Genomic DNA, 20445 nt, shown 5'->3' with positions numbered 1-20445 from the left:
CCGGTTGTCCACAGGCCCTGCGGAGACGTCGGGGCGACGTCGTCGTGGGCGTCCTGCCGCGCGCGGGGAGTCCGTTGCGCATCTGACCCTTCTGGGCCTCCGCGGAGCGCCCAGAAGGGTCGGATCCGCAGAAGATTCCGGGATCATCCGCTCAGCCCGTACTCCTTCAGCATCTTCCGGGCCTCCTGGGTGCCGGCCCTCTGCAGCTCGAGCAGCTGCGCATAGATCCCGCCTGACTCGGCCAGCTCGGCCGGGGTCCCGATCTCCTGCACCTGCCCGCCGCGCAGCGTGACGATCCGGTCGACGGACGCGATCGTGCTGAGCCGGTGCGCCACGATCAGGCTCGACCGCCCCACCATCAGCTCCTCGAGGGCCGCCTGCACGAGCCGTTCGGACTTCGTGTCCAGCGCGGAGGTGGCCTCGTCCAGCACGAGGATCGGCGCGTCCTTGAGCACGGCCCGCGCCACCGCGATCCGCTGCTTCTGCCCGCCGGACAGCCGTAGCCCGCGCTCGCCGATCACCTGGTCGTAGCCGTCGTCGAACGCCGCCACGAACCGGTGCGCGTACGCGGCCTGCGCGGCGGCCCGGACGCGTTCGTCGGAGGCGTCGGCGTCCGCGTAGGCGATGTTCTCGCGCACCGTCCCGGAGAACAGGCTTGGCTCCTGGAACACGGTGGCGATCCGCCCGCGCAGCGCGGCCAGGTCCAGCCCGGCGACGTCCTGTCCGAACACCTCGATGCGTCCGCTCGTCACCGGGTACAGGCCCAGCAGCAGGTGCGCGATGGTCGACTTCCCGCCGCCCGACTCGCCCACGAGCGCCACCCTGGCACCCTGCGGGATGTCGAAGGACACGCGGTCCAGCACGGGGCGGGAGGCGTCGGCGTCGTAGGCGAAGGAGACCTCGTCGAAGCACACGGCCGGCACGTCCGCGGGGACGTCCGGCGCACCCGGCACGACGTCGGCCCGCGGCTCCGCCGGCACGCGCGGCTCCTCCGCACCCACCACCGCGAGCGCCGCCCCGCCGGCCCGCTCGCGCTCCTCGGCGAGCACCTCGAAGTAGTCCTTCGACCCGGCGACGGCGCGCTGGGCGGAGTCCACGAGGAAGCTCATGGAGAAGATCGGCTGCCGGGCCATGTTCATCAGCTGCAGGAGGATCACCATGTCACCCACGGAGAACAGGCCCTGCGCGGTGCGGACGAACACGATCAGGTACATCGCGCCGAAGGCCACGTTCAGGGCGAGCCGCCGCCCGGCGTCCATGCCGTGCCAGAACCGGGACTGCTGCCGGGTGATCCCCACGGTCCGCAGGAACCGGTCGCGGAACCCGGTGAGCTCGTGGTCCTGCCGGTTGTAGGCCCGCACCACGGACATCTGAGAGACCACCTCGGCGAACCGCCCCGAGGCGATGTCCACCTCCGTGTTCTTCTCCCCCTCCCACACCTGCCACTTCGCGGAGGTGCGGGCGGTGAGCCACATGTACACGGGGAAGACGACGGCCAGCAGGATCGCCAGCGGCCACCAGTAGAACGCGGTGATCACGAGCACCGCGGCGGTGGTGATGAGCATGGTGAACGCGTTGTTCGCGAAGAACTGCAGGAACTGGGTGAGCTCGTTGATGGTGCGGTTCAACCGGTTGACGACCCGCCCGGTGATCGCGGTGTCGAAGTACCGCTGGGGCAGGTGCAGCAGCTGCTCGAAGTACCGCGTGGAGAGAATGGTGCGCATGCGCGCGGCCATTACGTCGCCCCAGTAGCCGCCCACGCTCACCACCAGGGTGGTCGCCACCTCGACGGCGAGGAACGCGACCGCCAGCCAGGTCACCGCGGTGACGGCCTCGGCCACGTCGGTCTCCCCCGCGACGGCGGCGACGATCCGGTCCGTGGCCGCACCGATCAGGAACGGGGTGGCCAGGGCCAGCACCGCGGCCAGCACGGAGCTGACGGCGATGCCGAGGTAGAGGCGGTGGAGCTGGGGCGCGAAGCGCAGGATGCGCAGCAGGGATCTCACCGGCCCAGCGTAGTCAGCGCGCTGGACGCGGGGCTCAGAACACCGGGTGCGCCGCCACGTGGGCCAGCACCGGGCGCAGCAGCGGCGCCACGCCCGTCCCGGCGGGGGCGTCCGGGGCGGCGGGGTCCATCCAGTGCAGCTCGACGATCTCGTCCGTCGGCTCGGGGACCTCGTGCCGGGCGACGGGCCGCCACAGCGCGAACACCTCCGAGTGCAGGGCGGCGCCGGGCTCGTTGGCGGCGGCGGTGTCCCACGCGCCCAGGCGGGTCAGCTCGTCCGGGCGCAGGCGAAGCCCGGTCTCCTCGGCCACCTCGCGGACGGCGGTGTCCACGGGGTCCTCGCCCGGCAGGTGCTTGCCGCCGGGGAACATGAACATGGCGGTGCCGGCCTTGCGGACGGTCAGCACGCGGCGGTCCGGGCGGGCCAGCACGACGGCGGAGACGCGGATGACCTCCCCGGCCGCGACGGTCGGGGTGCGGGCGGAGTCGGAGGGGGAAGGACTCATGCCCCCATCATCCTCCCCGCGCGGCTCAGAGGAGCGTGAGCCCCACCTTCACGGCGATTCCCAGCATGAGCACGCCCACCACGGCGTCCACGATCCGCCACGTCCGCGCCGAGTCCATGGACGGGGCGAGCTTCGTGCCGCCCCAGCCGAGCGCGGTGAACCACACGAGCGAGGCCGCCACCGCACCGCCCACGTACGCCCACTTCGCCGCCCCGAACGTCTGCGCGAAGGTGCCCATCATGACCACGGTGTCGAGGATGGCGTGCGGGTTCACCAGGGAGACGGACAGCGCCAGCAGGATGATCCGCGGCAGCGGCGTCTGCGGGCGGTCCAGCGCCACGCGGCGCGGCTGCACGCGCTGCCGCACCGTCACCGACCCGCCGCCTGAGGGGGCGCCGAAGCCGGGCGCGCCGTCGTCGTGATGCCCGACGCCGGCCCCGGCCGGCTCGCGCTCGGCCAGGCGGCCGGTCGCCGGGTCGATCAGCGGCAGCTCACCGGTGAGGACCGCGAGGTCGATGCGGTCGGGGCCGTGCCCGGTCCCCTCGACGTCCGCGGCCGCGGTGGTGAGGGTCCGGTCCCCGCGCCAGGCGGAGCGCAGCGCGCCCGCAGCGAACCCGAGGAGGTAGACCACGCCGGCCACGGTCAGCGCGGGCACGAGCCACGGCCAGCGCTCGGCCACCACGCCCACGCCGCCGGCGCCGAGCACGAGCAGCGCCACATCGGCCACGAAGCACACGGTCAGGACGGTCCACACGCGGTCGCGTCGGACGATCTGGCGCAGCAGGAACAGGGTCTGCGCGCCGATGGCGACGATGAGGGCGAGGTAGGTCAGGAATCCGGTGGCGAAGATGGTCACCGAGCGAGGATAGGAGCCGTCCCACGTCCGTGCCATCGCGATCTTCTTCAGGATCTGAAGACATCCTTCATGGCCACCCCTACCCTGGACCGCATGAACTCCGACCACCTGCGCGCCCTCGTCGCGGCCGTCGACCACGGCACCTTCGACGCCGCCGCGGACTCCCTGCGGATCTCCGGCTCGGCCTTCTCGCAGCGGATCAAGGCCCTCGAGCGGCAGGTGGGCCAGGTGCTCCTGGCCCGCACCGTCCCCGTCCGGCCGACCGCGGCCGGAGAGCGCATGCTCCGTCTCGCCCGGCAGACCCTCGCGCTCGAGGACGAGACGCTCGCCGCGCTCGGACGCGGTGACGGCGGCCGCGTGCCGCTGCGCGTGGCCCTCAACGCGGACTCCCTCGACACGTGGTGGGAGCCCGTGCTGCGCGAGGCGGCGACGTGGGACGACGTCGTCCTGCAGATGCAGTCCGAGGACCAGGAGCACACCGCCGTCCTGCTGCGGGACGGCGCGGTCGTGGCGGCCGTGACGGACGACCCCACGCCCGTGGCCGGGTGCACCTCCACCCCGCTGGGCACGATGCGCTATCACGCGGTGTGCGCGTCCTTCCTGCTGGAGCTGCACCGCGACGCGCGGGGCCGGGTCGACTTCGGCACGCTGCCGATCGTGGACTACGGCCCCCGCGACGGCCTGCAGCACACGGTGCTGCGCCGCGTCACCCGCGGCCGGCCCGTGACCGACCCGCCGACCCACCTCGTGCCGTCCGTGCACGCGTATCTGCGGGCGGTGGAGCTCGGGCTGGGCTGGGGCATGCTCCCTTCGGTGCAGATCCCGCCGGGCGTGCTCGAGGGCCGCCACCCCGATCTCGAGCCGATCCCGGCCCTCGGCGCGGTCGACGTGCACCTGCACTGGCAGCGTTGGACGGCCGGGACCGCGGCTCTGGACCGCCTCACGGACGCGGTGCTGCGCGCCGCGCCCTCCGCCGGGGACACCGCGGACTGACGGGCGCATTCGAGACCCGCCCCGGACGCGCCGCGACCCCCGCCTCAGGGACGGGGGTCGCGGTCACGGGCCGCTCGGGGCGGCCGGGGTCGGGTCAGCGGCCGTCGCCGGTGCCCGGGCGGCGGGTGGCGTCGCCCTCGGTGCGCACGTCGCCGGCGCGGTCGTCCACGCGGTGCACGTCGTGGTCACGGTGCGCGCCGGCCACGTGGTGGTCGCGGCGCACGGGCTCGGCGTGCACCTCACGCTTGCGGCGACCGGCCAGGCCCGCCAGGCCCAGCAGGCCGGCCAGGCCCCACAGGCCCCAGTTGCCGTTGTCGTCCTTCTCCTCCTCCTGGGGGGCGGGCGACTCGGAGGCCGGTGCCGTGGTGGCGGTCTCGGTGGCCGGGGCCGTGGTCTGCGCGACGGCGGCGGGGGCACCGAGGCCGGTGACGACGGCGGCGCCGAGGGTCAGGGCGGTGGCGGTGCGGCGGATGTCAGTCATGATCGTGCTCCTCTCACCGGCGGCCTGCGCCGACCGGCGTCGGGGTGGATCGGCCGGAAGTCCCGGACGACCCTTTCGGTCATACACAGGCACCGTACGCACAGGGGGGGTGGGGATACGTCAACGGTTGCCGTCCCGGGGTCAGGGCCGGCCCGGGCGGAGCCGCAGCAGGAGCCCGCAGCCCCCGGCCCGGCGCGCCCCGGGGTGCAGGGCACGACGACGTCGAAACGCGTCCACCCGCCCTCGGACGCCACGGTCACGTCCCCGCCATGGCTGCGCGCGATCGAGCGCACGATGGCCAGACCCAGACCCGTGGACGGCTCCGTGCCCGAGGCGCTCGTCCGGCCCTTCCCGGGGCCGCGGACGAAGCGGTGGAAGAGGGTGGCGTGTCGGTCGGCCGGGATGCCGCCGCCGTCGTCGTGGACGCTGACGAGCATGAGGCCGGGCCGGGGCCGGTCCTCCCGCACGGAGGCCGTGACGGTGGTCCCGACGGGGGTGTGCTTGGCCGCGTTGGAGAGCAGGTTGCCGACCACGCGGGCCAGCTGCGACCGGTCGCCGGTGACGGACCGCTGGGTGCCCGGCTCCGCCCCCTCGGGCAGGTCCACCACCCATGTGTGGTCCGGCCACGCCGCGCGGGCGTCCATCACGCCCTCGAGGACCACCTCGGACAGGTCCACCTGTTCGGCCAGCGCCACCTCCCCGGAGGGCTTCAGGCCCATGGCCCGGCCGCGCGAGACGGACTCGAGCCGTTCGAGCAGGAGCATGTCGTCCACGAGGGCGGCCATCCGGTCGGCCTGGAACAGCACCCGGTCGAGCGACCGCCGGCCGGTCGCGGAGAGCTCCTCCGTCATCGCGATCATCTCGGCGTAGCCGCGCACCGAGGCGAGCGGCGTGCGCAGCTCGTGGGAGGCGTCCGCCATGAACCGGCGCATCTGCTGCTCCTGCACGCGGCGCTGCTCCAGGGCCGCCTCGACCGAGCCGGTGAACCGGTCGAGCGCCTGGGCGACGACGGCCACCTCGTCCGGCCCCTGCAGGAGCCGAGGCGGCATGCGTGAGTCCTCCGGATCGAGCCCGGCGCGGGCCATGTCCACCTGGGCGACCCGCTCGGCGACGGCGGCGACCTCGCGCAGCGGGGCCAGTCCCCGACGCAGCCACAGGGTCACCAGGATCGCGGTGGTGAGGACGGTGACGGACAGTCCGACGGCGACCGCGAGCAGCGCCTGCCGTGTGACGTCGGACATGGCGCCCGTCGGCGCCCCCACCACGAGCACCTGGTCCGCGGCCACCCAGGGGCCCGGCGCGGTCAGGGTCTGGGCCTGGACGCGATAGGAGACGTCGCCGACGACGGCGTCCAGCATCGGCCCGCCCGGCCGGTCCCGGAGGGCGTGCAGAAGGTCGTGGGCCTCCCGCGCCGTGAGCGGCACGGACTCCCCGGCGTCACCGACCCGGTGCCCGATGAGGGCGTCCTGCTGATGCTCCTCCAGACCGGAGAGCGGGACGAGCGCGACCACCGTGCCCTCGGGCTGGCCGAGGGTGCCCGGCACGCGGAGGTCCCCCTGCCCCGGGCCGCCGTCGCCCCCTCCGCCCGGCGAGGGGGCCGTCAGCTGCTCCGAGGCGCGGATCCATGCTTCGGAGGCGTCCCGGGAGGCGGATTCGGTCAGCAGGGCCTTCGTGATGCCGGCCGCGTAGAACGAGTAGGCCAGGATGGTGGCCATCAGGATCAGAAGGACGCCGGCGCCGATGCGTCGGGCCAGCGACGTGGGCCGCCTGCGGCGGGTGCTGCCGTGCCCCGACGGGACCGCGGCGGTCTCAGGCAGGCCGGATGACATACCCGGCGCCGCGGATGGTGTGGATCATGGGATCCCGGTCCGCGTCGATCTTCTTCCGCAGGTAGGAGATGTACAGCTCGACGATGTTCGCGCGGCCGCCGAAGTCGTAGCCCCAGACGTCCTGCAGGATGCGCTCCTTGGAGAGCACCGTGCGGACGTTGGCCATGAGGAACTTCAGCAGGTTGTACTGCGTGGCCGTCAGCTCGATCTCGTCGCCGCCGCGGGTCACCTCGTGGGTGCGGGTGTTCATCACCAGGTCGCCGACCACGAGCACCTCGGAGCCGCCCGAGACCACGCCGGAGCGCTGCACGAGCCGGTGCGCGCGGATGAGCACCTCCTCCATGGAGAAGGGCTTGGTCACGTAGTCGTCGCTGCCGGCGGCCAGGCCCGCCACGCGGTCCTCGGTCGCGTCCTTGGCGGTGAGGAACATGGCGGGCATCTCCGACCAGTGGGCGCGCAGGCGATCCAGGACGTCCAGGCCGTCCATGTCCGGCAGCATGACGTCCAGGATCGCCAGGTCCGGACGGCCGGCGGTGCCCAGCTCGGCGGCGGTCGCGCCGTCGTGGGCCACGATCACCTCCCAGCCGCAGAGGGTGAAGCCCATGGAGAGCAGGTCGGCGATCATCGGCTCGTCGTCCACGACGAGCACCCGCACCGGCGCGCCGTCCGGGTGCGAGAGCTCGGGCAGGACCTTCTTCAGCTCCGCCATGGATGACGGGCCGGTGGTGCTCTGGATGGGGCTCACAAGGTTCCTCTACGTTCAAGAGACGGTTCACGGTGCCCACGCGGACGTCGCGGGCTGCGGGGGACGAGCGCCTCGCGACGGAGGGGCGACGCCGTTCCGGGGGATGGCGGACGGGCGGCGACCGGAGGCCGGGGGGTGCGCGGATCCCCCCTCGACGGAGCCCCATGCTACGCGGATCAGCCGGGTCGGCCCAGAGTCTTCTCGGATTGCGGACATCAGCGTGACTCGTCACAGCCCTGACGCATCCGGCGGCGCCACCGGGGCCGCCCTGTGCTGACGCCGCGCCGCGTGGCCCGCGTCAGTCGACCGGCTTCATGGCCCAGTGCGTGGCCAGGGTGCCGAACATGTGGGTCTCGTGCCCGATGTTCACGAAGCCGGCCTCGGCGAAGAGGTCCGCGACCTCGTCCGGCGTGTGGAACGCCTTCGTCGAGGAGGACAGGTACGCGTAGGCCTCCGGCCGGTCGGCGATCAGCTTCGCCAGCTGTGGCATCACCCGGTGGATGTAGAAGGAGGAGAAGGGCTTGAGCACGTTGTCCGGCGCCGGCGACGTCTCGAGGGCCGCGACCCAGCCGCCCGGGCGCAGCACACGGAACTGCTCGGCGAGGGTCGCCGGGATGTCCGCGACGTTGCGCAGCAGGTAGCCGTGGGTCACGGCGTCGAACGAGCCGGCCTCGAACGGCAGGTCCGTGGCGTCCGCGACGACCCACTCGATGCGGTCCCCGCCCGCGCGGGCACGGCCGACCTCCATCATCTCGGCGGCGATGTCGGCGCCCACCACCTGCGCGTCGGGGTGCTGCTTGAGCACCTCGAACGCGAGGTCCCCGGTGCCGGTGGCCAGGTCGAGCACGCGGGCCTGCGCGGGGATGTTGGCCCGCGCCACCGTGCGGCGCACCAGGCGCGGCTCCTGACCCCATGTCATGACGGCGTTCATCAGGTTGTAGCGGCCGGCGATGGCGTCGAACATCGCGGAGACCCGGTCGTGGTGGTCGGCGGCGCCGCGCTGCGCGTCGCCGCGCGGGGCGGGGAGGGGGTTCTGGCTCACCAGGCCACCGTATCCCGCCCACCTCCCCCGACGACGCCCCTCACCGGGATTGCACAGGGGAGTTAGGTTGCCCTAATCTTCCAGAGTTACCTCACGTCGGTGTTTGCTAATACCGGCCCGGCAGGGCCGACGCATCCTCCGACCGCAGACCCGACCCCCTCCGCCCGGCGCCCGCGCGTCGCGACCGTGAAAGGCCACCACCATGGCACCGTCCCCCCTGTCCCGCCGCTCCCTCCTCGCCAGCGGGGGAGTCGGGCTCACCCTCCTGCTCGCCGCGTGCTCCACCGGCCCGGCCGGAGGCTCGGCCTCGTCCTCGTCGGCCGGTGCGTCGTCGTCAGACGCCGCGGGCGGGGACGCCGCGTTCCCGCGCAGCATCGAGCACGTCTACGGCACCACCGAGATCCCGCAGCGCCCGGCCCGCGTGGCCACCGTGTCCTGGGTGAACCAGGACGTGGCCCTCGCCCTCGGGGTGGTGCCGGTGGGCGTGGCCGCCGTGGAGTTCGGCGGGAACGCGGAGAAGTCCACCGACTGGTTCGACGCGAAGCTCGCCGAGACCGAGGGCGCCCAGAAGCCCGTGCAGTGGTCCGAGGCCTCCGGCATCGACGCCGAGGCGATCGCCGCCGTGAAGCCGGACGTCATCCTCGCCGTCTACTCCGGCATCACGCAGGAGGACTACGACCGCCTCTCGAAGATCGCCCCCACCGTGGCCTACCCGAAGGACGTCCCCGCCTACGGCACCTCGTGGCAGCAGTCCACGGAGGTCATCGGCCGCGTGCTCGGCAAGGAGCAGGAGGCGGAGGAGCTCATCGCGGACCTCGAGCAGCAGATCAAGGACGCCGGCGAGAAGCACGCGGGCCTCCAGGGCGCGTCCTTCGTCTACGGCACCATCGACCCCGCCGCCGCGGACCAGATCAGCATCTACACGGACGTGGACAACCGCCCGAAGTTCCTCGAGCTGCTCGGCATGGAGCAGGCGCCGGTGGTGACGGAGAACTCCCCGGAGGACCAGGCGTTCTTCTTCACGTGGTCGCCCGAGCGCGCGGACGAGCTGGAGTCGGACGTGTTCGTCTCCTGGGCCGCCCAGGACTCGGTCCGCGAGGCCATCGAGTCCGACCCCCTGCTGGGCTCGATCCCCGCGGTGAAGGCCGGCGCCCTCGTCCTGCAGACGGACGAGCAGGAGGTCCTCTCCGTCTCCGCGATCTCTCCGCTGTCCATCCCGTTCGCGCTCGAGAAGGTTGTCCCGCCGATCGCCGAGGCCGCGAAGACCGCGCAGGGCTGATCCCTCCCCATGCCGTCCACGGCCCTGGCCTCCCCGGCCCGCGCCCGCGCGGGTGTGCTGATGGGCGCCCTGCCCGCGGTGCTGCTGCTGGCGGCGCTCGTGGCCGGCGTCGCCCTCGGCGCGCGCACCGTGCCGGCGACGACGGCGCTCGACACCCTGGGCGCGGTCCTCACCGGACACCCCGTGCCGGAGGGCATCGAGGCGGCGGCCGTGGCCTCCCGCGTGCCCCGCGTGGTGACGGGGGCGCTGGTGGGGGCGGCGCTGGCCGTGGCCGGCGCGGCCCTGCAGGGGGCCACCCGCAACCCGCTCGGTGACCCGGGGCTGCTCGGGCTCTCCGCCGGCGCGGGGCTGGCCGTGGCGGCGGGCATGGCGCTCGGCGTCGCCGGCTCCACGTTCGGGGTGCTGGCGCTGGCCGCCGTCGGGACGCTGGTCGCGGCGGCGCTCGGCTACGCGGTGGCGGCGGCCGCCACGCGGAGGGGCCGGACGCCCGGCGCCCCCTCCCCCATGGCGCTCGTGCTGGCCGGCGCCGCGATCACCGCCGGCGCCACCGCCGGCACCACGGCGCTGCTCGTGCTCTCCCCCACGGTCCAGGACCGACTGCGCTTCTGGGCCGTGGGCACGGTGGCCCGCGCCGACCTCGGCGAGGCGCTCGCCCTGGCGCCCGTGATCGCCGTCGGGCTGCTCGCCGCCGTCGCCGTGGCCCCCGGGCTCGACGCCCTCGCCCTCGGCGACGACCTCGCGCACGGCCTGGGCGGGCGCCCGGAGCGGGTGCGCGCGGTGCTGCTGGGCGCGGTCGTGCTGCTCACGGCCGCGGCGGTGGCGCTGGCCGGGCCGGTCGGGTTCGTGGGGCTGCTCGTGCCCCACGCGCTGCGCCGTCTGCGACCGCCGAGCACGCGGGCCCTGATGGTCGGCTGCGCCCTGTGGGGCGCCGTCCTCGTGATCCTCGCGGACCTCGCCGGGCGGCTCGTCGTGGCGCCCGGGGAGATCCACCTCGGGGTGACCACCGTCCTGCTCGGCGTGCCCGTGCTGCTGGCGCTGCTGCGCCGCCCGGGGGTGGCCGCATGAGCGTCCAGCGCACCGCCCCGGACGACGTCGTCGCCCGCCTGCGCCGCGCCGACCGGCGCCGCCTCGGAGGGGCCTGCGCGGGCCTCGCCGTGGCCGTGCTGGTCCTCGCCCTGCTGCGCGTGGTGTGGGGCACGTACCAGGTGACCGTCCCGGACCTCGTGCGGATCCTGGGCGGGGAGACGATCCCGGGAGCGAGCTTCATCGTGCTGGAGGAGAAGCTGCCCCGCGCCGTGGCCGCAGTGCTCACCGGCGCCGCCCTGGGCGCGGCCGGCGCGCTCTACCGGCGCACGCTGCGCAACCCCCTGGCCTCGCCGGACATCCTGGGCGTCACCCAGGGCGCCGCGGCGGCGGTCGTGCTGGGGATGCTGGCGACCGCCGGGCAGACCGGCGGCGCATCGGACCTGACGCGCGCCGCCACGGCACTGATCGGCGGCCTCGCGGCGGTGGCCGCCGTGTTCGCCACGGCCCGCTCGGTGGGCGGCGAACGGTTCGTGGTGGCCGGCATCGCGGTGGCGGCGGCGGGCCAGGCCGTGGTGGCCGGGGCCATGCTCTCGCTGGCCCAGCACGACCTGCAGTCGGCCACCGTCTGGATCGCCGGCTCGCTCAACGGCGTCACGTGGGGCCGCATCGCGCTGCTCGCGGGCGTGCTCGTGGTCGCCCTGCCGCTGGCGGGGGTGCTCCACGCGCGGCTGGCCCCCGCCGACGTCGGCCCGGACCTCGCGCACGCCCTCGGCGCCCGGCCGCGCCCCACCTCGGCCGCGGCGCTGGGGCTCGGCGCGGTGCTGGCCGCCGCGGCGACCGCCGTCGTCGGGCCGCTGGCGTTCGTCGCGCTGCTGGCCACCCCGGTGGCGCGCGGGCTCACCCGCGGCCTGCCCTCCCTGCCCGCGGCGGCGCTCACGGGCGCCGCGCTCGTGCTCCTCGCGGACCTTGTGGCCGGCGAGGCCGTCCCCCTGCTCACCGGCGCCGCCCTGCCCACCGGTGTGCTCACCGGCGCCGCCGGCGCCCCGCTCATGCTCTGGCTGCTGCTGCGCCAGGGCCGGACCCCAGGAGGCGTGCGCCCCGCATGACCGCTCCCCCGCTCACCGTCCCGTCCCCCGCCGCACCGCGCGCCGGGGCCGCCGACGACGTCGCGATCCGCCTGCGCGGCCTGACGCTCGGCTACGGCCCGGCCTCGGCACCGCCGATCGTCGAGGACCTCGACCTGGACGTGCCCGCCGGGCGCGTCACCGCGATCATCGGCGCCAACGGCTGCGGCAAGTCCACGCTGCTGCGCGGCCTGACCCGCCAGCTCGCCCCGCGCGCCGGGAGCATCGAGGTGCTCGGCCGGGACGCCGCCCGCGTGTCCGCGCGCGACTACGCCCGCACCGTGGCGCTGCTGCCCCAGCATCCCGTGGCGCCCGAGGGCATGACGGTGGCGCAGCTCGTGGCGCGCGGCCGTCACCCGCACCGCGGGCTCCTGGGCGGCCGGGCCGCCGGCGACGACGCCGCGATCGCCTCGGCGCTCGAGCGCACCGGCCTCGTGGAGCTCGCCGAGCGTGAGGCCGGCACGCTCTCCGGCGGGCAGCGGCAGCGGGCGTGGCTCGCCCTCGTGCTCGCCCAGCAGACCCCGGTGGTGCTCCTCGACGAGCCCACGAGCTACCTCGACCTCAGCCATCAGGTGGAGGTGCTCGACCTGGTGCGCGCCCTCCCGGACCCGCGCGGCGGGGGCCGGGCGACCGTCGTCGCGGTGCTGCACGAGCTGAACCTGGCGGCGCGCAGCGCGGACCACATCGTGGCGATGGCCGCGGGCCGGGTCGTGGCGCAGGGCACGCCGGGCGAGGTGATCGTGCCGGAGGTGCTGGCCGAGGTGTTCGGCCTGGACGCGGACGTGGTGGCCGACCCGCTGCTGGGCCACCCCGTGGTGCTGCCGCGCGGGGCCGGGGACCGCCGATGAGCGCCGACGGCATGATCGTGGCGCACACGCGCGTGGTGTCCGTGGAGCAGCCGTGCCGCGGGTTCCGGCGGATCGTGCTGGCGGGCCCGGACCTGGAGGCCGCCAGCGGGGACCTGCTGGGACTGCTGCCGCCCGGCGTCGCCGACCTGCACGCCCTGTACCGGGGCGCGCGGCCGCGCCGGGACTCCTATGTGAAGCTGCTGATCCCCCCGCCGGGCGGGACGTCGGCGGACCCGGACCTGTCCGCCGGGTTCCGCGCCGGGTTCCTGGCCATCCCCGAGGAGGAGCGCGGTTGGATGCGCACGTACACGGTGCGCTCGGCCGGGCTCGTGCGGCTCGACGGGCGGCAGGTGCCCTCGCTGACCGTGGACGTGGTGCTGCACGGCGACCCGGACGACCCCGCCGACCCGCATCAGGGGCCGGGCCTGCGCTGGGCGCGCGCCGTCCAGGCGGGGGACGCGGTGAACGTGCTGGTGCCCTCGGCGGAGGCGCCGGCGTGGTCCGGGTGGCGGCAGACGAGGGCGCGCCGTGTGCTGGCCGTGGGCGACGAGACCGCCGTCCCCGCCCTGGTGTCCGTGGCGGAGGAGCTCGCGGACCCGTTCGGCGGGTTCGACGGCGAGGCGGACCTCGTGCTCGAGCTGCCCCACGACGGTCAGGCCGCCGACCTCATCGCCGAGCGCCTAGCCGTCCCCGAGCCGTGGGACTGGCGGGCCGTGACGGAGCTGGCGGACCGGGGCCGCGTGCGCCTGCACGTGGGCCGCCGGGCGCCGGGGGCGCCGTCGGGGTCCTGGGCGCACGCCCGCCTCGCCGCCCTGCTGGGCGTGGACCCCGACGACGCCGGCGGGCCGGTCGCGCCGCCCGCGGCCTCCGTCGAGCGCGAGTGGACCGTCGCCGCCCTCGAGGCCGACGAACGGCCCGAGGCCTACGTGTTCCTCGCCGGGGAGTCCGCGATGGTGCGCGCCCTGCGCCGGCTCAGCGTGGGCCCCGGCGGCGTGCCGAAGAAGCACGTCTCCTTCATGGGCTACTGGCGGGAGGGCCAGGCGGAGAGCTGAGGAGTGGGGTGGCGGTCGCGCGCCGCTCGTGGGAGCGCGCCATCCAGGCCGTGGCGGCTGGCGCCGGCACCGGTCAACAGGCCGGGCTCATTCCCGCTCGCGCGGGGAGCACGTGTCCTGCCGTCTCGTGAAGGATGGCACCACGGGCTCATCCCTGCTCGCGGGGGGGTGCCTCTATGGTTTTCGTCAAGCCGCGAGAGCGACTGATGATGGTGCTGGCGGGGCGGTCGGATCTTGATACAGGGTGCCATCGCGGAGCATCGCGTAGAGCACGTCCGTGCGGCGCCGGGCCAGCGCGATCAGCGCCTGGTTGTGGCGTTTGCCCTGGGCTCGTTTGCGGTCGTAGTACGCCCTGGAAGGCGGGTGTGACAGCGAAGCGAACGCTGAGAGGAACAGGGCCCGCTTCAGTCGCTTGTTCCCGCCCCGGGCTACGTGCTCTCCGCGGATCGAGGTCCCGGAGCGTCGGGTGACCGGGGCGATCCCGGCGTAGGAGGCCAGATGCCCGGCATCGACGAAGTCCTTGCCCACAACTTCAGTGAGGATGCGTGCGGCGGTCCTGATCCCTACTCCGGGCATCGAGATCAGGACCGGGTGAAGAGGGTGGGCCTCCACTGCAGCCTCCACCTGGGAGGCCAGGCCGGCCCGCTGACGGGTCAGGCCGGCGAGCTGTTCTGCCAGGATCGGGACCACGGTGGCCGCGGCCTGCGTGCCGGCCACGACCACGGACTGCTCGTCCAGGGCTTGGAAGATCTGTTCCGTGAGAGAAGCGGCCAGGCGTGGGGCGTGCTTGCGCAGCCTGGCCCGCACATGCCCCGGCCCAGCCGTTCTGAGCTGTGCCGGGGTGGGGTAGCGGCCGAGAAGGTCTGCCACGGCGGGGTGGGTGATCCTGGGCCCGAGCACGCGCTCGAGCGCGGGGTGGATCTGGGTGAGGAGTCCGCGCAGCCGGTTCGAGGTCGCGGTGATCTGCGCGGCGAGGTCGTCATCGAACCCGGCGAGCATGGCCAGCTCGGCGATCTGTTCCTCATCGACTCGGATGGAGCGCAGCGTATGGGGCATCGTGCGGGCTGCTTCAGCGATGATCGCCGCGTCCTTGGCGTCGGTCTTGGCCGAGCCGGGGTGCAGGTCAGCGATCCGTCGCATCGCCAGCCCGGGCAGGTACGCCACCTCAACGCCGTCGCAGGCCTGGGCCACGGCCACGGGCAGGGCGCCGATCGTGGCCGGTTGATCGACGACGAGCAGCGCGGGCCCGTGGGCGCGGGCGAGCTCGTCGAGGATGCCGCGTAGGCGGGTCTCGTCGTTGGGCAGGGCCTTGTCATAGACCTTTTTCCCGGCCGCGGTGAGGGCCACGGCGTGGTGCTCGGCCTTGCCGACGTCAAGGCCGATGAACACGGCCGGGTGCTGCTGTGCTGTCATGATCGTTCCCTTCTGGTGCGCCGGTGGCGTGTGCTGGCCGGCCGGGAGGTGATCACGCTCGGCATCCACGTTACGAAGGCCCTTGTCAGCCGGGTCCTGCCTCTATCAGCGATCCGTGACCACCGGACCGGTCCTGGGTGACAACACCCCCCGGATCATGGATGACTGGGGGCAAACGATCATGCCCGGGCGTGTCAGATGGTCTGTGTAAGCCGTACCGAGAGGAACGGTAAGAATCATGACCATGATCGACGAGAAGAACCCAGGCGAGCCCTCGGGCCAGGACCTGGTCGAGCAGCTGAAAGCCTCAGGGCAGCTTGATGCCCTGTTCGCGCAGATCGACGCGGGCGGCGTCGAGCTCACCGGTGACGGCGGGTTCGTGCCCGCGCTGGTCAAGGCCGCGCTCGAGCGGGGCCTGCAGGCCGAGCTGACCAGCCATCTGGGCTACGAGAAGGGCTCGAGCGAGGCGCTGAAGCACGCCAACTCCCGCAACGGGACCACCCCGAAGACCGTGGAGTCCGAGGTCGGGCCGATCGAGCTGGACGTCCCGCGAGACCGGGGCGGGTTGTTCACCCCGCGCCTGGTGCCCAAGGGCCAGCGGCGCCTCGGGGGCCTGGATGACATGATCATCAGCCTCTATGCCGGCGGAATGACGATCCGGGACATCCAGCACCACCTGGCCTCCACGATCGGCACGGACCTGTCGCACGAGACGATCTCCAACATCACCGACGCCGTGAGCGAAGAGGTCCTGGCGTGGCAGTCGCGGCCGCTGGAGGAGTTCTATCCGGTGATCTATCTCGACGCAATCCGGATCAAGATCCGAGAGAACAGCCAGGTCCTCAACCGTGCCGCCTACATCGCCGTCGGCGTGGACCTCGAGGGCATCAAGCACGTGCTGGGGATCTGGGTCCAGGACACCGAGGGCTCGGCGTTCTGGGCCCACGTCTGCGCCGATCTCGCCAACCGGGGCGTGCAGGACGTGCTGATCGTGTGCTGCGACGGGCTCAAGGGCCTGCCGGAGGCGATCGAGGCGACGTGGCCGGACTCGATGGTCCAGACCTGCGTGGTTCACCTGATCCGGGCCGCGATGCGGTTCGTGGCCTACCAGGACCGCAAGAAGGTCGCCGCCGCGCTGAAGCCGATCTACACCGCCCCCAACGAAGAGACCGCGAGGAAGGCGCTGGCCGAGTTCGAGGCCTCCGAGCTCGGCACGAAGTACCCGTCTGCAGCCGCGACCTGGGCGAACTCCTGGGAGCGGTTCATCCCGTTCCTGCAGTTCCCACCCATGCTCCGCAAGGTCATCTACACGACCAACAGCATCGAGTCGCTGAACTTCCAGCTACGGAAGGTGACCAAGAACCGCGGCCACTTCCCCTCGACCGAGGCGGCGGTGAAGCTGCTCTGGCTGGCGATCTGCAACATCGAAGACAAACGCGCCGCCGAACGCGCTCGGGACCGGGGCAAACCCGCCGGCCAGCGCAAAGCCCAGGGCCGGCTCGTCGAAGGTCAGGCCGTCACGAACTGGAAGCAGGCCCTCGCCCAGCTCGCCGCGGCCTACCCCGACCGGATCAACCCCTACCTGTGACCACCCCGCTTACACAGACAAGTTGACACGCCCTCATGCCCAGGACCGGCCGGTCAGCACTCCCTGATCCTGCCGGATCCAGGAGCCACGAAGAAGGTAACGGGAGCACTCCCCTGCGGCGGCGAAGGCCATCCTGGCGGTGGGCTCATCCCCGCTCGCGCGGGGAGCACTGGCTGCCACGACGGTTCCGGTGCCCCCGCTGGGCCTCATCCCCGCTCGCGCGGGGAGCACGCCGCCTCCGAGTAGAAGATGCACGGGCGGGCGGGCTCATCCCCGCTCGCGCGGGGAGCACACCCTGACCGCGACCGCGACCGGGAACTTCCCGGGCTCATCCCCGCTCGCGCGGGGAGCACTGGGTGCGGGCCTGGGACGCGCTCTCACCCGAGGGCTCATCCCCGCTCGCGCGGGGAGCACTCGCTGGCCGCTATGGGTGCCGGTGCCCTGGCGGGCTTGTCAAGGGCCATTGAGTTCTGCCCATAGGCGGCCAGTGTTTCTTCCCGCTGGTGGCCATCAGAACTGCCCACTGGTGGCCAGCTGGTTTGCCCGTTTGGGTGGTGGTGCTGGCCACCGTGATGGGATCAGTTCAGTGGCATGACTCCCTTCCCGGCCATTGCCTGGGTCATCCGTACGGAGTCTCCGGTGGTCTGGCAGACGTGGGCGTGGTGCAGGAGCCGGTCCACGGTGGCGGTGGCCAGAGTCTTGGGCATCAGCTCGTCGAAGCCGGCCGGGTGCAGGTTCGAGCTGATCGCTACGGAGCGTTTCTCGTAGGCGGCGTCCACGATGCGGTAGAGGCCCTCGGCGGCATCGTCGGCGACCGGCAGCAGGCCGATGTCGTCGATGACGATCAGGTCGGCGCGCAGGATTCGGGCGACGGCTTTGGTGATGGTGTCATCGGGCCGGTGGGCCCGGATCATCGCCCCGAGGTCCTCCAGGGTGAACCAGGCCACCCGCTTGCCCTCCTCCACGGCCTGCTGGCCCAGGGCCTCGAGGAAGAAGGTCTTGCCGGTGCCGGAGGGCCCGCAGACCACGAGGTTCTCTCTGCGCGAGAGCCATTCCAGGGTGCGCAGGGACTGCTGGGTCGGGGCCGGGATCGAGGAGGCGCCCGGATCCCAGGTTGTGAAGGTCTTGCCGGTGGGGAACCCGGCGGCCTTGCGCCGGGCGGCGAGCATGGATCGGGCCCGACCGGTGGTCTCCTCGACCAGCAGGGCCTTGAGGACCTCGGCCGGCTCCCAGCGTTGGGCCCGGGCGGTGGCCAGTACCTCGGCGGCGATACCGCGGGCGTGGGGCATCTTCAGCTGCCGCAACAGCGCCTCCAAATCGGCCGGCAGCGCCGGTGCGGCGGTGTTCGGGGTGTGGATGCTCACCGGGCTGCCCCCTCGGTGTTGGAGGTACCGAGGCCGGCCCAGCCGGCGGTGCCCTGGGTCAGGGACCGTTCCTCGGTGGCGGTGTGCATCCCGGTGCGGTGGCCGGCGGCGGTGAGCAGGGAGGCCAGGTCGCCGTGGGCGAAGCGCTGGTGCACCGCGGCCACCCCGAGGGCGCGGTCGACCTGGTCGGTGCCGGCGAGCTTGGCCAGGGTGACGGCCTCGGCCATCTTCTGACCGATCCGGCTGGTGCCGGCCGCGGCGGCCTCCACCAGCCAGGTCCTCGCTCCGGCCCCGATGCCCAGGAACTCGGCCTCCGCCGCCGAACGGGGCACCGGGGTGTAGTCCCCGGGCACCTTGTCCGTCTCGTGGCCGGGGAAGTGCGCGTCGTCGATGGCCGGGGACCCGGGCCGGGCCACCCGGTGCCGGGCGACCTCCACCGGCCCCTGCGCACCGGCGTGCATGATCACCACCATCGAGTCCGGTCCGGTGCCGTGATGGCGCACGAACACCTCGGCCCCGAGCAGGTGCGCGGGCACCGAGTACTGGGCGTTTTCGAAGGAGACCATCGGCGTGTTCTCCGGCACCTTCCGTCCCACCCCGTAGGCCACGGTGTGCGCCGTGGCGGGGATCCGATGCAACGCGCTGGTCTCCTCGGCGAGCATGTGGTCCGGGCGGCGCCGGGTCACCCGGTGCTCCCGGGAGTTCACCATGGCCATGAACCCCGCGCAGGCGGCCTCGAGCTCAGCGAACGAGGCGTACTGGTCCCGCAGGTTGGTGTCCTTCGGGACCAGGTCGGCCTTGGCCAGCTTCACCGCGTTCTCCACCCCGCCCTTGGCGGCCGGATCCGCTGGCTGGCAGGTCAGCACCTCCACGCCGTAATGCCGAGCGAACGCCACGGTGGCCTGGTTACGCACCGGCACCCCGGCCACATGAGAGACCGTCACTGTCTTCTCGTTATCCGTCAGCACATAGGTCGGCGCGCCCCCGATCAGCCGGAAGCACCGGTCCAGGGCGGCGAACACACTCGGAGCCGTCCTATCACGCAGGGCGATGACGATCCGGTAGCGGGACCAGGCCAGCCAGGCCACGAACAGCACCGTCTTGGCCCCGTCGATCGCCGGCCCATCGCCGAAGTCGTACTGCAGCCATGCGCCCGGCTCGGTGATCCAGGGCCGGTGCACCCGGCGCTTCCCGGCCCGCCAGGCGGCCTTCACCTCGGCCACCGCCCGCCGGGTGGAGCGCTCAGAGCCGGTGTAGCCCATTGCGGTGAGCTTGGCGTGCACGACATCGGCGCGGATCCTGCCCGTGGAGGCCTCGACCCATTCCTCGATCTTGGGCAGCCAGACATCGGTGACCTTCGGGCGGCTGGCTCCGGATCCAGGGGTCTGGCCGGCGTCGCGGGCCCGCACCAGCCGGGCCACGGTGTGATGGGAGCAACCGGCCAGCTCGGCGGCGCCCCGCAATGACTTGGTCAGGTCATAGGCACTGAGTATTTTCATGGTTTCTGCGGCATCCTTCATTCAGGGCCTCTTCCTCGCTGGATTCGATTCGACACCGATATCCAACCCGGGGAGGAGGCCCCCGCCGGCGCACGACGCGGCGGGCAACGAGCAACGCGGGCAAACCAGATGGCCAGCACCGGGCAGTTCCCGTGGCCATCACTGGGCAGTCCTCATGGCCGTCAGCGGGTCATTCCCTGGCCACCTATGGGCAGCTTTTCATGGCCGCTTACACGGGCTCATCCCCGCTCGCGCGGGGAGCACATGCCACTCCACGTACCGGAATCCTCGGACGCAGGCTCATCCCCGCTCGCGCGGGGAGCACCCAGGGTGACGGGCATGATGCCGGTCCTTTCCGGGCTCATCCCCGCTCGCGCGGGGAGCACGCGGACCCGAACCGGCTTCTCGACTCCCGCGCGGGCTCATCCCCGCTCGCGCGGGGAGCACTTGATCTTGTCGGTCATCTGGAAGGCGACCTCGGGCTCATCCCCGCTCGCGCGGGGAGCACGCGGACCCGAACCGGCTTCTCGACTCCCGCGCGGGCTCATCCCCGCTCGCGCGGGGAGCACCGTGGCGGCGTGTTCGAGGTGTCCGCCACGGGGGGGCTCATCCCCGCTCGCGCGGGGAGCACTGCCCGAACTGGAGGCCCCGGACCTTGCCGATGGGCTCATCCCCGCTCGCGCGGGGAGCACGGCCAGACCGTGGACGCCCGCTTCTTCCCCGTGGGCTCATCCCCGCTCGCGCGGGGAGCACTCTTCGGGGTGGGGCTGTTCATCGTGTGCTCCGGGCTCATCC

17 protein-coding genes and 2 CRISPR repeat arrays (1 of these 19 running past the window's edge) are annotated in these 20445 nt (G+C 73.3%); of the genes, 7 read left to right on the top strand and 10 right to left on the bottom strand.

What is annotated here, in order from left to right; genetic code table 11:
• Window positions 1-143: 143 nt before the first annotated feature.
• Genes SOY78_RS01665 through SOY78_RS01655 form a run of 3 tightly spaced genes read right to left on the bottom strand, consistent with a single transcriptional unit; the run spans window position 144 to window position 3367 of the window.
• Window positions 144-2006, bottom strand: a complete 1863-nt coding sequence (locus SOY78_RS01665) for an ABC transporter ATP-binding protein (protein ID WP_145951459.1) — start codon at window positions 2004-2006, stop codon at window positions 144-146.
• Window positions 2007-2040: 34 nt separating this feature from the next.
• A complete protein-coding gene (locus SOY78_RS01660) occupies window positions 2041-2511 on the bottom strand; it encodes an NUDIX hydrolase (RefSeq protein WP_145951458.1) in 471 nt (156 codons plus the stop codon).
• Between the two features lie 25 nt (window positions 2512-2536).
• The gene (locus tag SOY78_RS01655; RefSeq protein WP_256748726.1) at window positions 2537-3367 is read right to left on the bottom strand and encodes a LysE/ArgO family amino acid transporter; all 831 of its coding nucleotides are present in this window, start codon (window positions 3365-3367) and stop codon (window positions 2537-2539) included.
• 69 nt (window positions 3368-3436) lie between these two features.
• On the opposite strand from SOY78_RS01655, the gene SOY78_RS01650 reads away from it, so the two are divergent.
• Window positions 3437-4360, top strand: coding sequence for an ArgP/LysG family DNA-binding transcriptional regulator (locus SOY78_RS01650; RefSeq protein ID WP_145951457.1), 924 nt, complete (start codon window positions 3437-3439; stop codon window positions 4358-4360).
• A gap of 94 nt (window positions 4361-4454) precedes the next feature.
• Here the strand turns inward: SOY78_RS01650 and SOY78_RS01645 are convergent, their stop codons facing one another.
• From SOY78_RS01645 to SOY78_RS01630, 4 genes are all read right to left on the bottom strand, one after another.
• Window positions 4455-4841, bottom strand: coding sequence for a WGxxGxxG family protein (locus SOY78_RS01645; protein WP_145951456.1), 387 nt, complete (start codon window positions 4839-4841; stop codon window positions 4455-4457).
• Window positions 4838-6556, bottom strand: a complete 1719-nt coding sequence (locus SOY78_RS01640; protein WP_324701685.1) for a sensor histidine kinase — start codon at window positions 6554-6556, stop codon at window positions 4838-4840. Before SOY78_RS01640 ends, SOY78_RS01645 begins: the two co-directional genes overlap by 4 nt.
• Window positions 6557-6650: 94 nt before the next feature.
• Window positions 6651-7379 carry a response regulator transcription factor gene (locus SOY78_RS01635; RefSeq protein ID WP_036314541.1) on the bottom strand — a complete coding sequence of 243 codons (729 nt, stop codon included), beginning with the start codon at window positions 7377-7379 and terminating at the stop codon, window positions 6651-6653.
• Window positions 7380-7713: 334 nt separating this feature from the next.
• Window positions 7714-8457, bottom strand: a complete 744-nt coding sequence (locus SOY78_RS01630; protein WP_324701684.1) for a ubiquinone/menaquinone biosynthesis methyltransferase — start codon at window positions 8455-8457, stop codon at window positions 7714-7716.
• A 202-nt stretch (window positions 8458-8659) separates the two neighbouring features.
• On the opposite strand from SOY78_RS01630, the gene SOY78_RS01625 reads away from it, so the two are divergent.
• Genes SOY78_RS01625 through SOY78_RS01605 form a run of 5 tightly spaced genes read left to right on the top strand, consistent with a single transcriptional unit; the run spans window position 8660 to window position 13786 of the window.
• Window positions 8660-9736 (top strand): ABC transporter substrate-binding protein, encoded by a 1077-nt coding sequence (locus tag SOY78_RS01625; protein ID WP_036314491.1) that lies wholly within the window; start codon window positions 8660-8662, stop codon window positions 9734-9736.
• 9 nt (window positions 9737-9745) lie between these two features.
• The gene (locus tag SOY78_RS01620) at window positions 9746-10801 is read left to right on the top strand and encodes a FecCD family ABC transporter permease (RefSeq protein WP_063189400.1); all 1056 of its coding nucleotides are present in this window, start codon (window positions 9746-9748) and stop codon (window positions 10799-10801) included.
• Window positions 10798-11868: a FecCD family ABC transporter permease gene (locus SOY78_RS01615; RefSeq protein WP_063189398.1), complete on the top strand. Its 1071-nt coding sequence runs from the start codon at window positions 10798-10800 to the stop codon at window positions 11866-11868. The genes SOY78_RS01620 and SOY78_RS01615 overlap by 4 nt, the downstream gene beginning before the upstream one ends.
• Entirely contained in the window at window positions 11865-12734 is an 870-nt protein-coding gene (locus SOY78_RS01610; RefSeq protein WP_063189396.1) for an ABC transporter ATP-binding protein, read from the top strand. The genes SOY78_RS01615 and SOY78_RS01610 overlap by 4 nt, the downstream gene beginning before the upstream one ends.
• A complete protein-coding gene (locus tag SOY78_RS01605; protein WP_063189394.1) occupies window positions 12731-13786 on the top strand; it encodes a siderophore-interacting protein in 1056 nt (351 codons plus the stop codon). Before SOY78_RS01610 ends, SOY78_RS01605 begins: the two co-directional genes overlap by 4 nt.
• 186 nt (window positions 13787-13972) lie before the next feature.
• On the opposite strand, the gene SOY78_RS01600 is transcribed toward SOY78_RS01605, so the two are convergent.
• Window positions 13973-15199, bottom strand: coding sequence for an IS110 family transposase (locus SOY78_RS01600; RefSeq protein WP_010078639.1), 1227 nt, complete (start codon window positions 15197-15199; stop codon window positions 13973-13975).
• Window positions 15200-15443: 244 nt separating this feature from the next.
• Between SOY78_RS01600 and SOY78_RS01595 the strand changes: the two genes are divergently transcribed.
• Window positions 15444-16787 carry an IS256-like element ISMlu11 family transposase gene (locus SOY78_RS01595; RefSeq protein WP_324701919.1) on the top strand — a complete coding sequence of 448 codons (1344 nt, stop codon included), beginning with the start codon at window positions 15444-15446 and terminating at the stop codon, window positions 16785-16787.
• Between the two features lie 140 nt (window positions 16788-16927).
• A CRISPR array of direct repeats spans window positions 16928-17201; the repeat unit is 30 nt; unit sequence CGGGCTCATCCCCGCTCGCGCGGGGAGCAC.
• A gap of 164 nt (window positions 17202-17365) precedes the next feature.
• Here SOY78_RS01595 and istB read toward each other — a convergent pair.
• Window positions 17366-18151 carry an IS21-like element helper ATPase IstB gene (istB, locus tag SOY78_RS01590; protein ID WP_010078636.1) on the bottom strand — a complete coding sequence of 262 codons (786 nt, stop codon included), beginning with the start codon at window positions 18149-18151 and terminating at the stop codon, window positions 17366-17368.
• Window positions 18148-19671 (bottom strand): IS21-like element ISMlu14 family transposase, encoded by a 1524-nt coding sequence (locus SOY78_RS01585; protein ID WP_324701464.1) that lies wholly within the window; start codon window positions 19669-19671, stop codon window positions 18148-18150. The genes istB and SOY78_RS01585 overlap by 4 nt, the downstream gene beginning before the upstream one ends.
• Window positions 19672-19886: 215 nt before the next feature.
• A CRISPR array of direct repeats spans window positions 19887-20445; the repeat unit is 28 nt; unit sequence GGCTCATCCCCGCTCGCGCGGGGAGCAC (it continues 507 nt past the right edge of the window).

The sequence above is a fragment of the Micrococcus sp. HOU01 genome, assembly GCF_035609305.1.
GTDB lineage: Bacteria > Actinomycetota > Actinomycetes > Actinomycetales > Micrococcaceae > Micrococcus > Micrococcus luteus.
The sequence above is the reverse complement of the archived record's forward strand: the minus strand, read 5'-3'. Positions and strand labels throughout refer to the sequence as shown.

Coding starts and splice junctions, on each gene's coding strand:
- SOY78_RS01660 (WP_145951458.1), bottom strand. CDS start 2,511: ATGAGTCCTTCCCCCTCCGACTCCGCCCGCACCCCGACCGTCGCGGCC.
- SOY78_RS01650 (WP_145951457.1), top strand. CDS start 3,437: ATGGCCACCCCTACCCTGGACCGCATGAACTCCGACCACCTGCGCGCC.
- SOY78_RS01645 (WP_145951456.1), bottom strand. CDS start 4,841: ATGACTGACATCCGCCGCACCGCCACCGCCCTGACCCTCGGCGCCGCC.
- SOY78_RS01640 (WP_324701685.1), bottom strand. CDS start 6,556: ATGGCCACCATCCTGGCCTACTCGTTCTACGCGGCCGGCATCACGAAG.
- SOY78_RS01635 (WP_036314541.1), bottom strand. CDS start 7,379: ATGGCGGAGCTGAAGAAGGTCCTGCCCGAGCTCTCGCACCCGGACGGC.
- SOY78_RS01625 (WP_036314491.1), top strand. CDS start 8,660: ATGGCACCGTCCCCCCTGTCCCGCCGCTCCCTCCTCGCCAGCGGGGGA.
- SOY78_RS01620 (WP_063189400.1), top strand. CDS start 9,746: ATGCCGTCCACGGCCCTGGCCTCCCCGGCCCGCGCCCGCGCGGGTGTG.
- SOY78_RS01615 (WP_063189398.1), top strand. CDS start 10,798: ATGAGCGTCCAGCGCACCGCCCCGGACGACGTCGTCGCCCGCCTGCGC.
- SOY78_RS01610 (WP_063189396.1), top strand. CDS start 11,865: ATGACCGCTCCCCCGCTCACCGTCCCGTCCCCCGCCGCACCGCGCGCC.
- SOY78_RS01605 (WP_063189394.1), top strand. CDS start 12,731: ATGAGCGCCGACGGCATGATCGTGGCGCACACGCGCGTGGTGTCCGTG.
- SOY78_RS01600 (WP_010078639.1), bottom strand. CDS start 15,199: ATGACAGCACAGCAGCACCCGGCCGTGTTCATCGGCCTTGACGTCGGC.
- SOY78_RS01595 (WP_324701919.1), top strand. CDS start 15,444: ATGATCGACGAGAAGAACCCAGGCGAGCCCTCGGGCCAGGACCTGGTC.
- SOY78_RS01585 (WP_324701464.1), bottom strand. CDS start 19,671: ATGAAGGATGCCGCAGAAACCATGAAAATACTCAGTGCCTATGACCTG.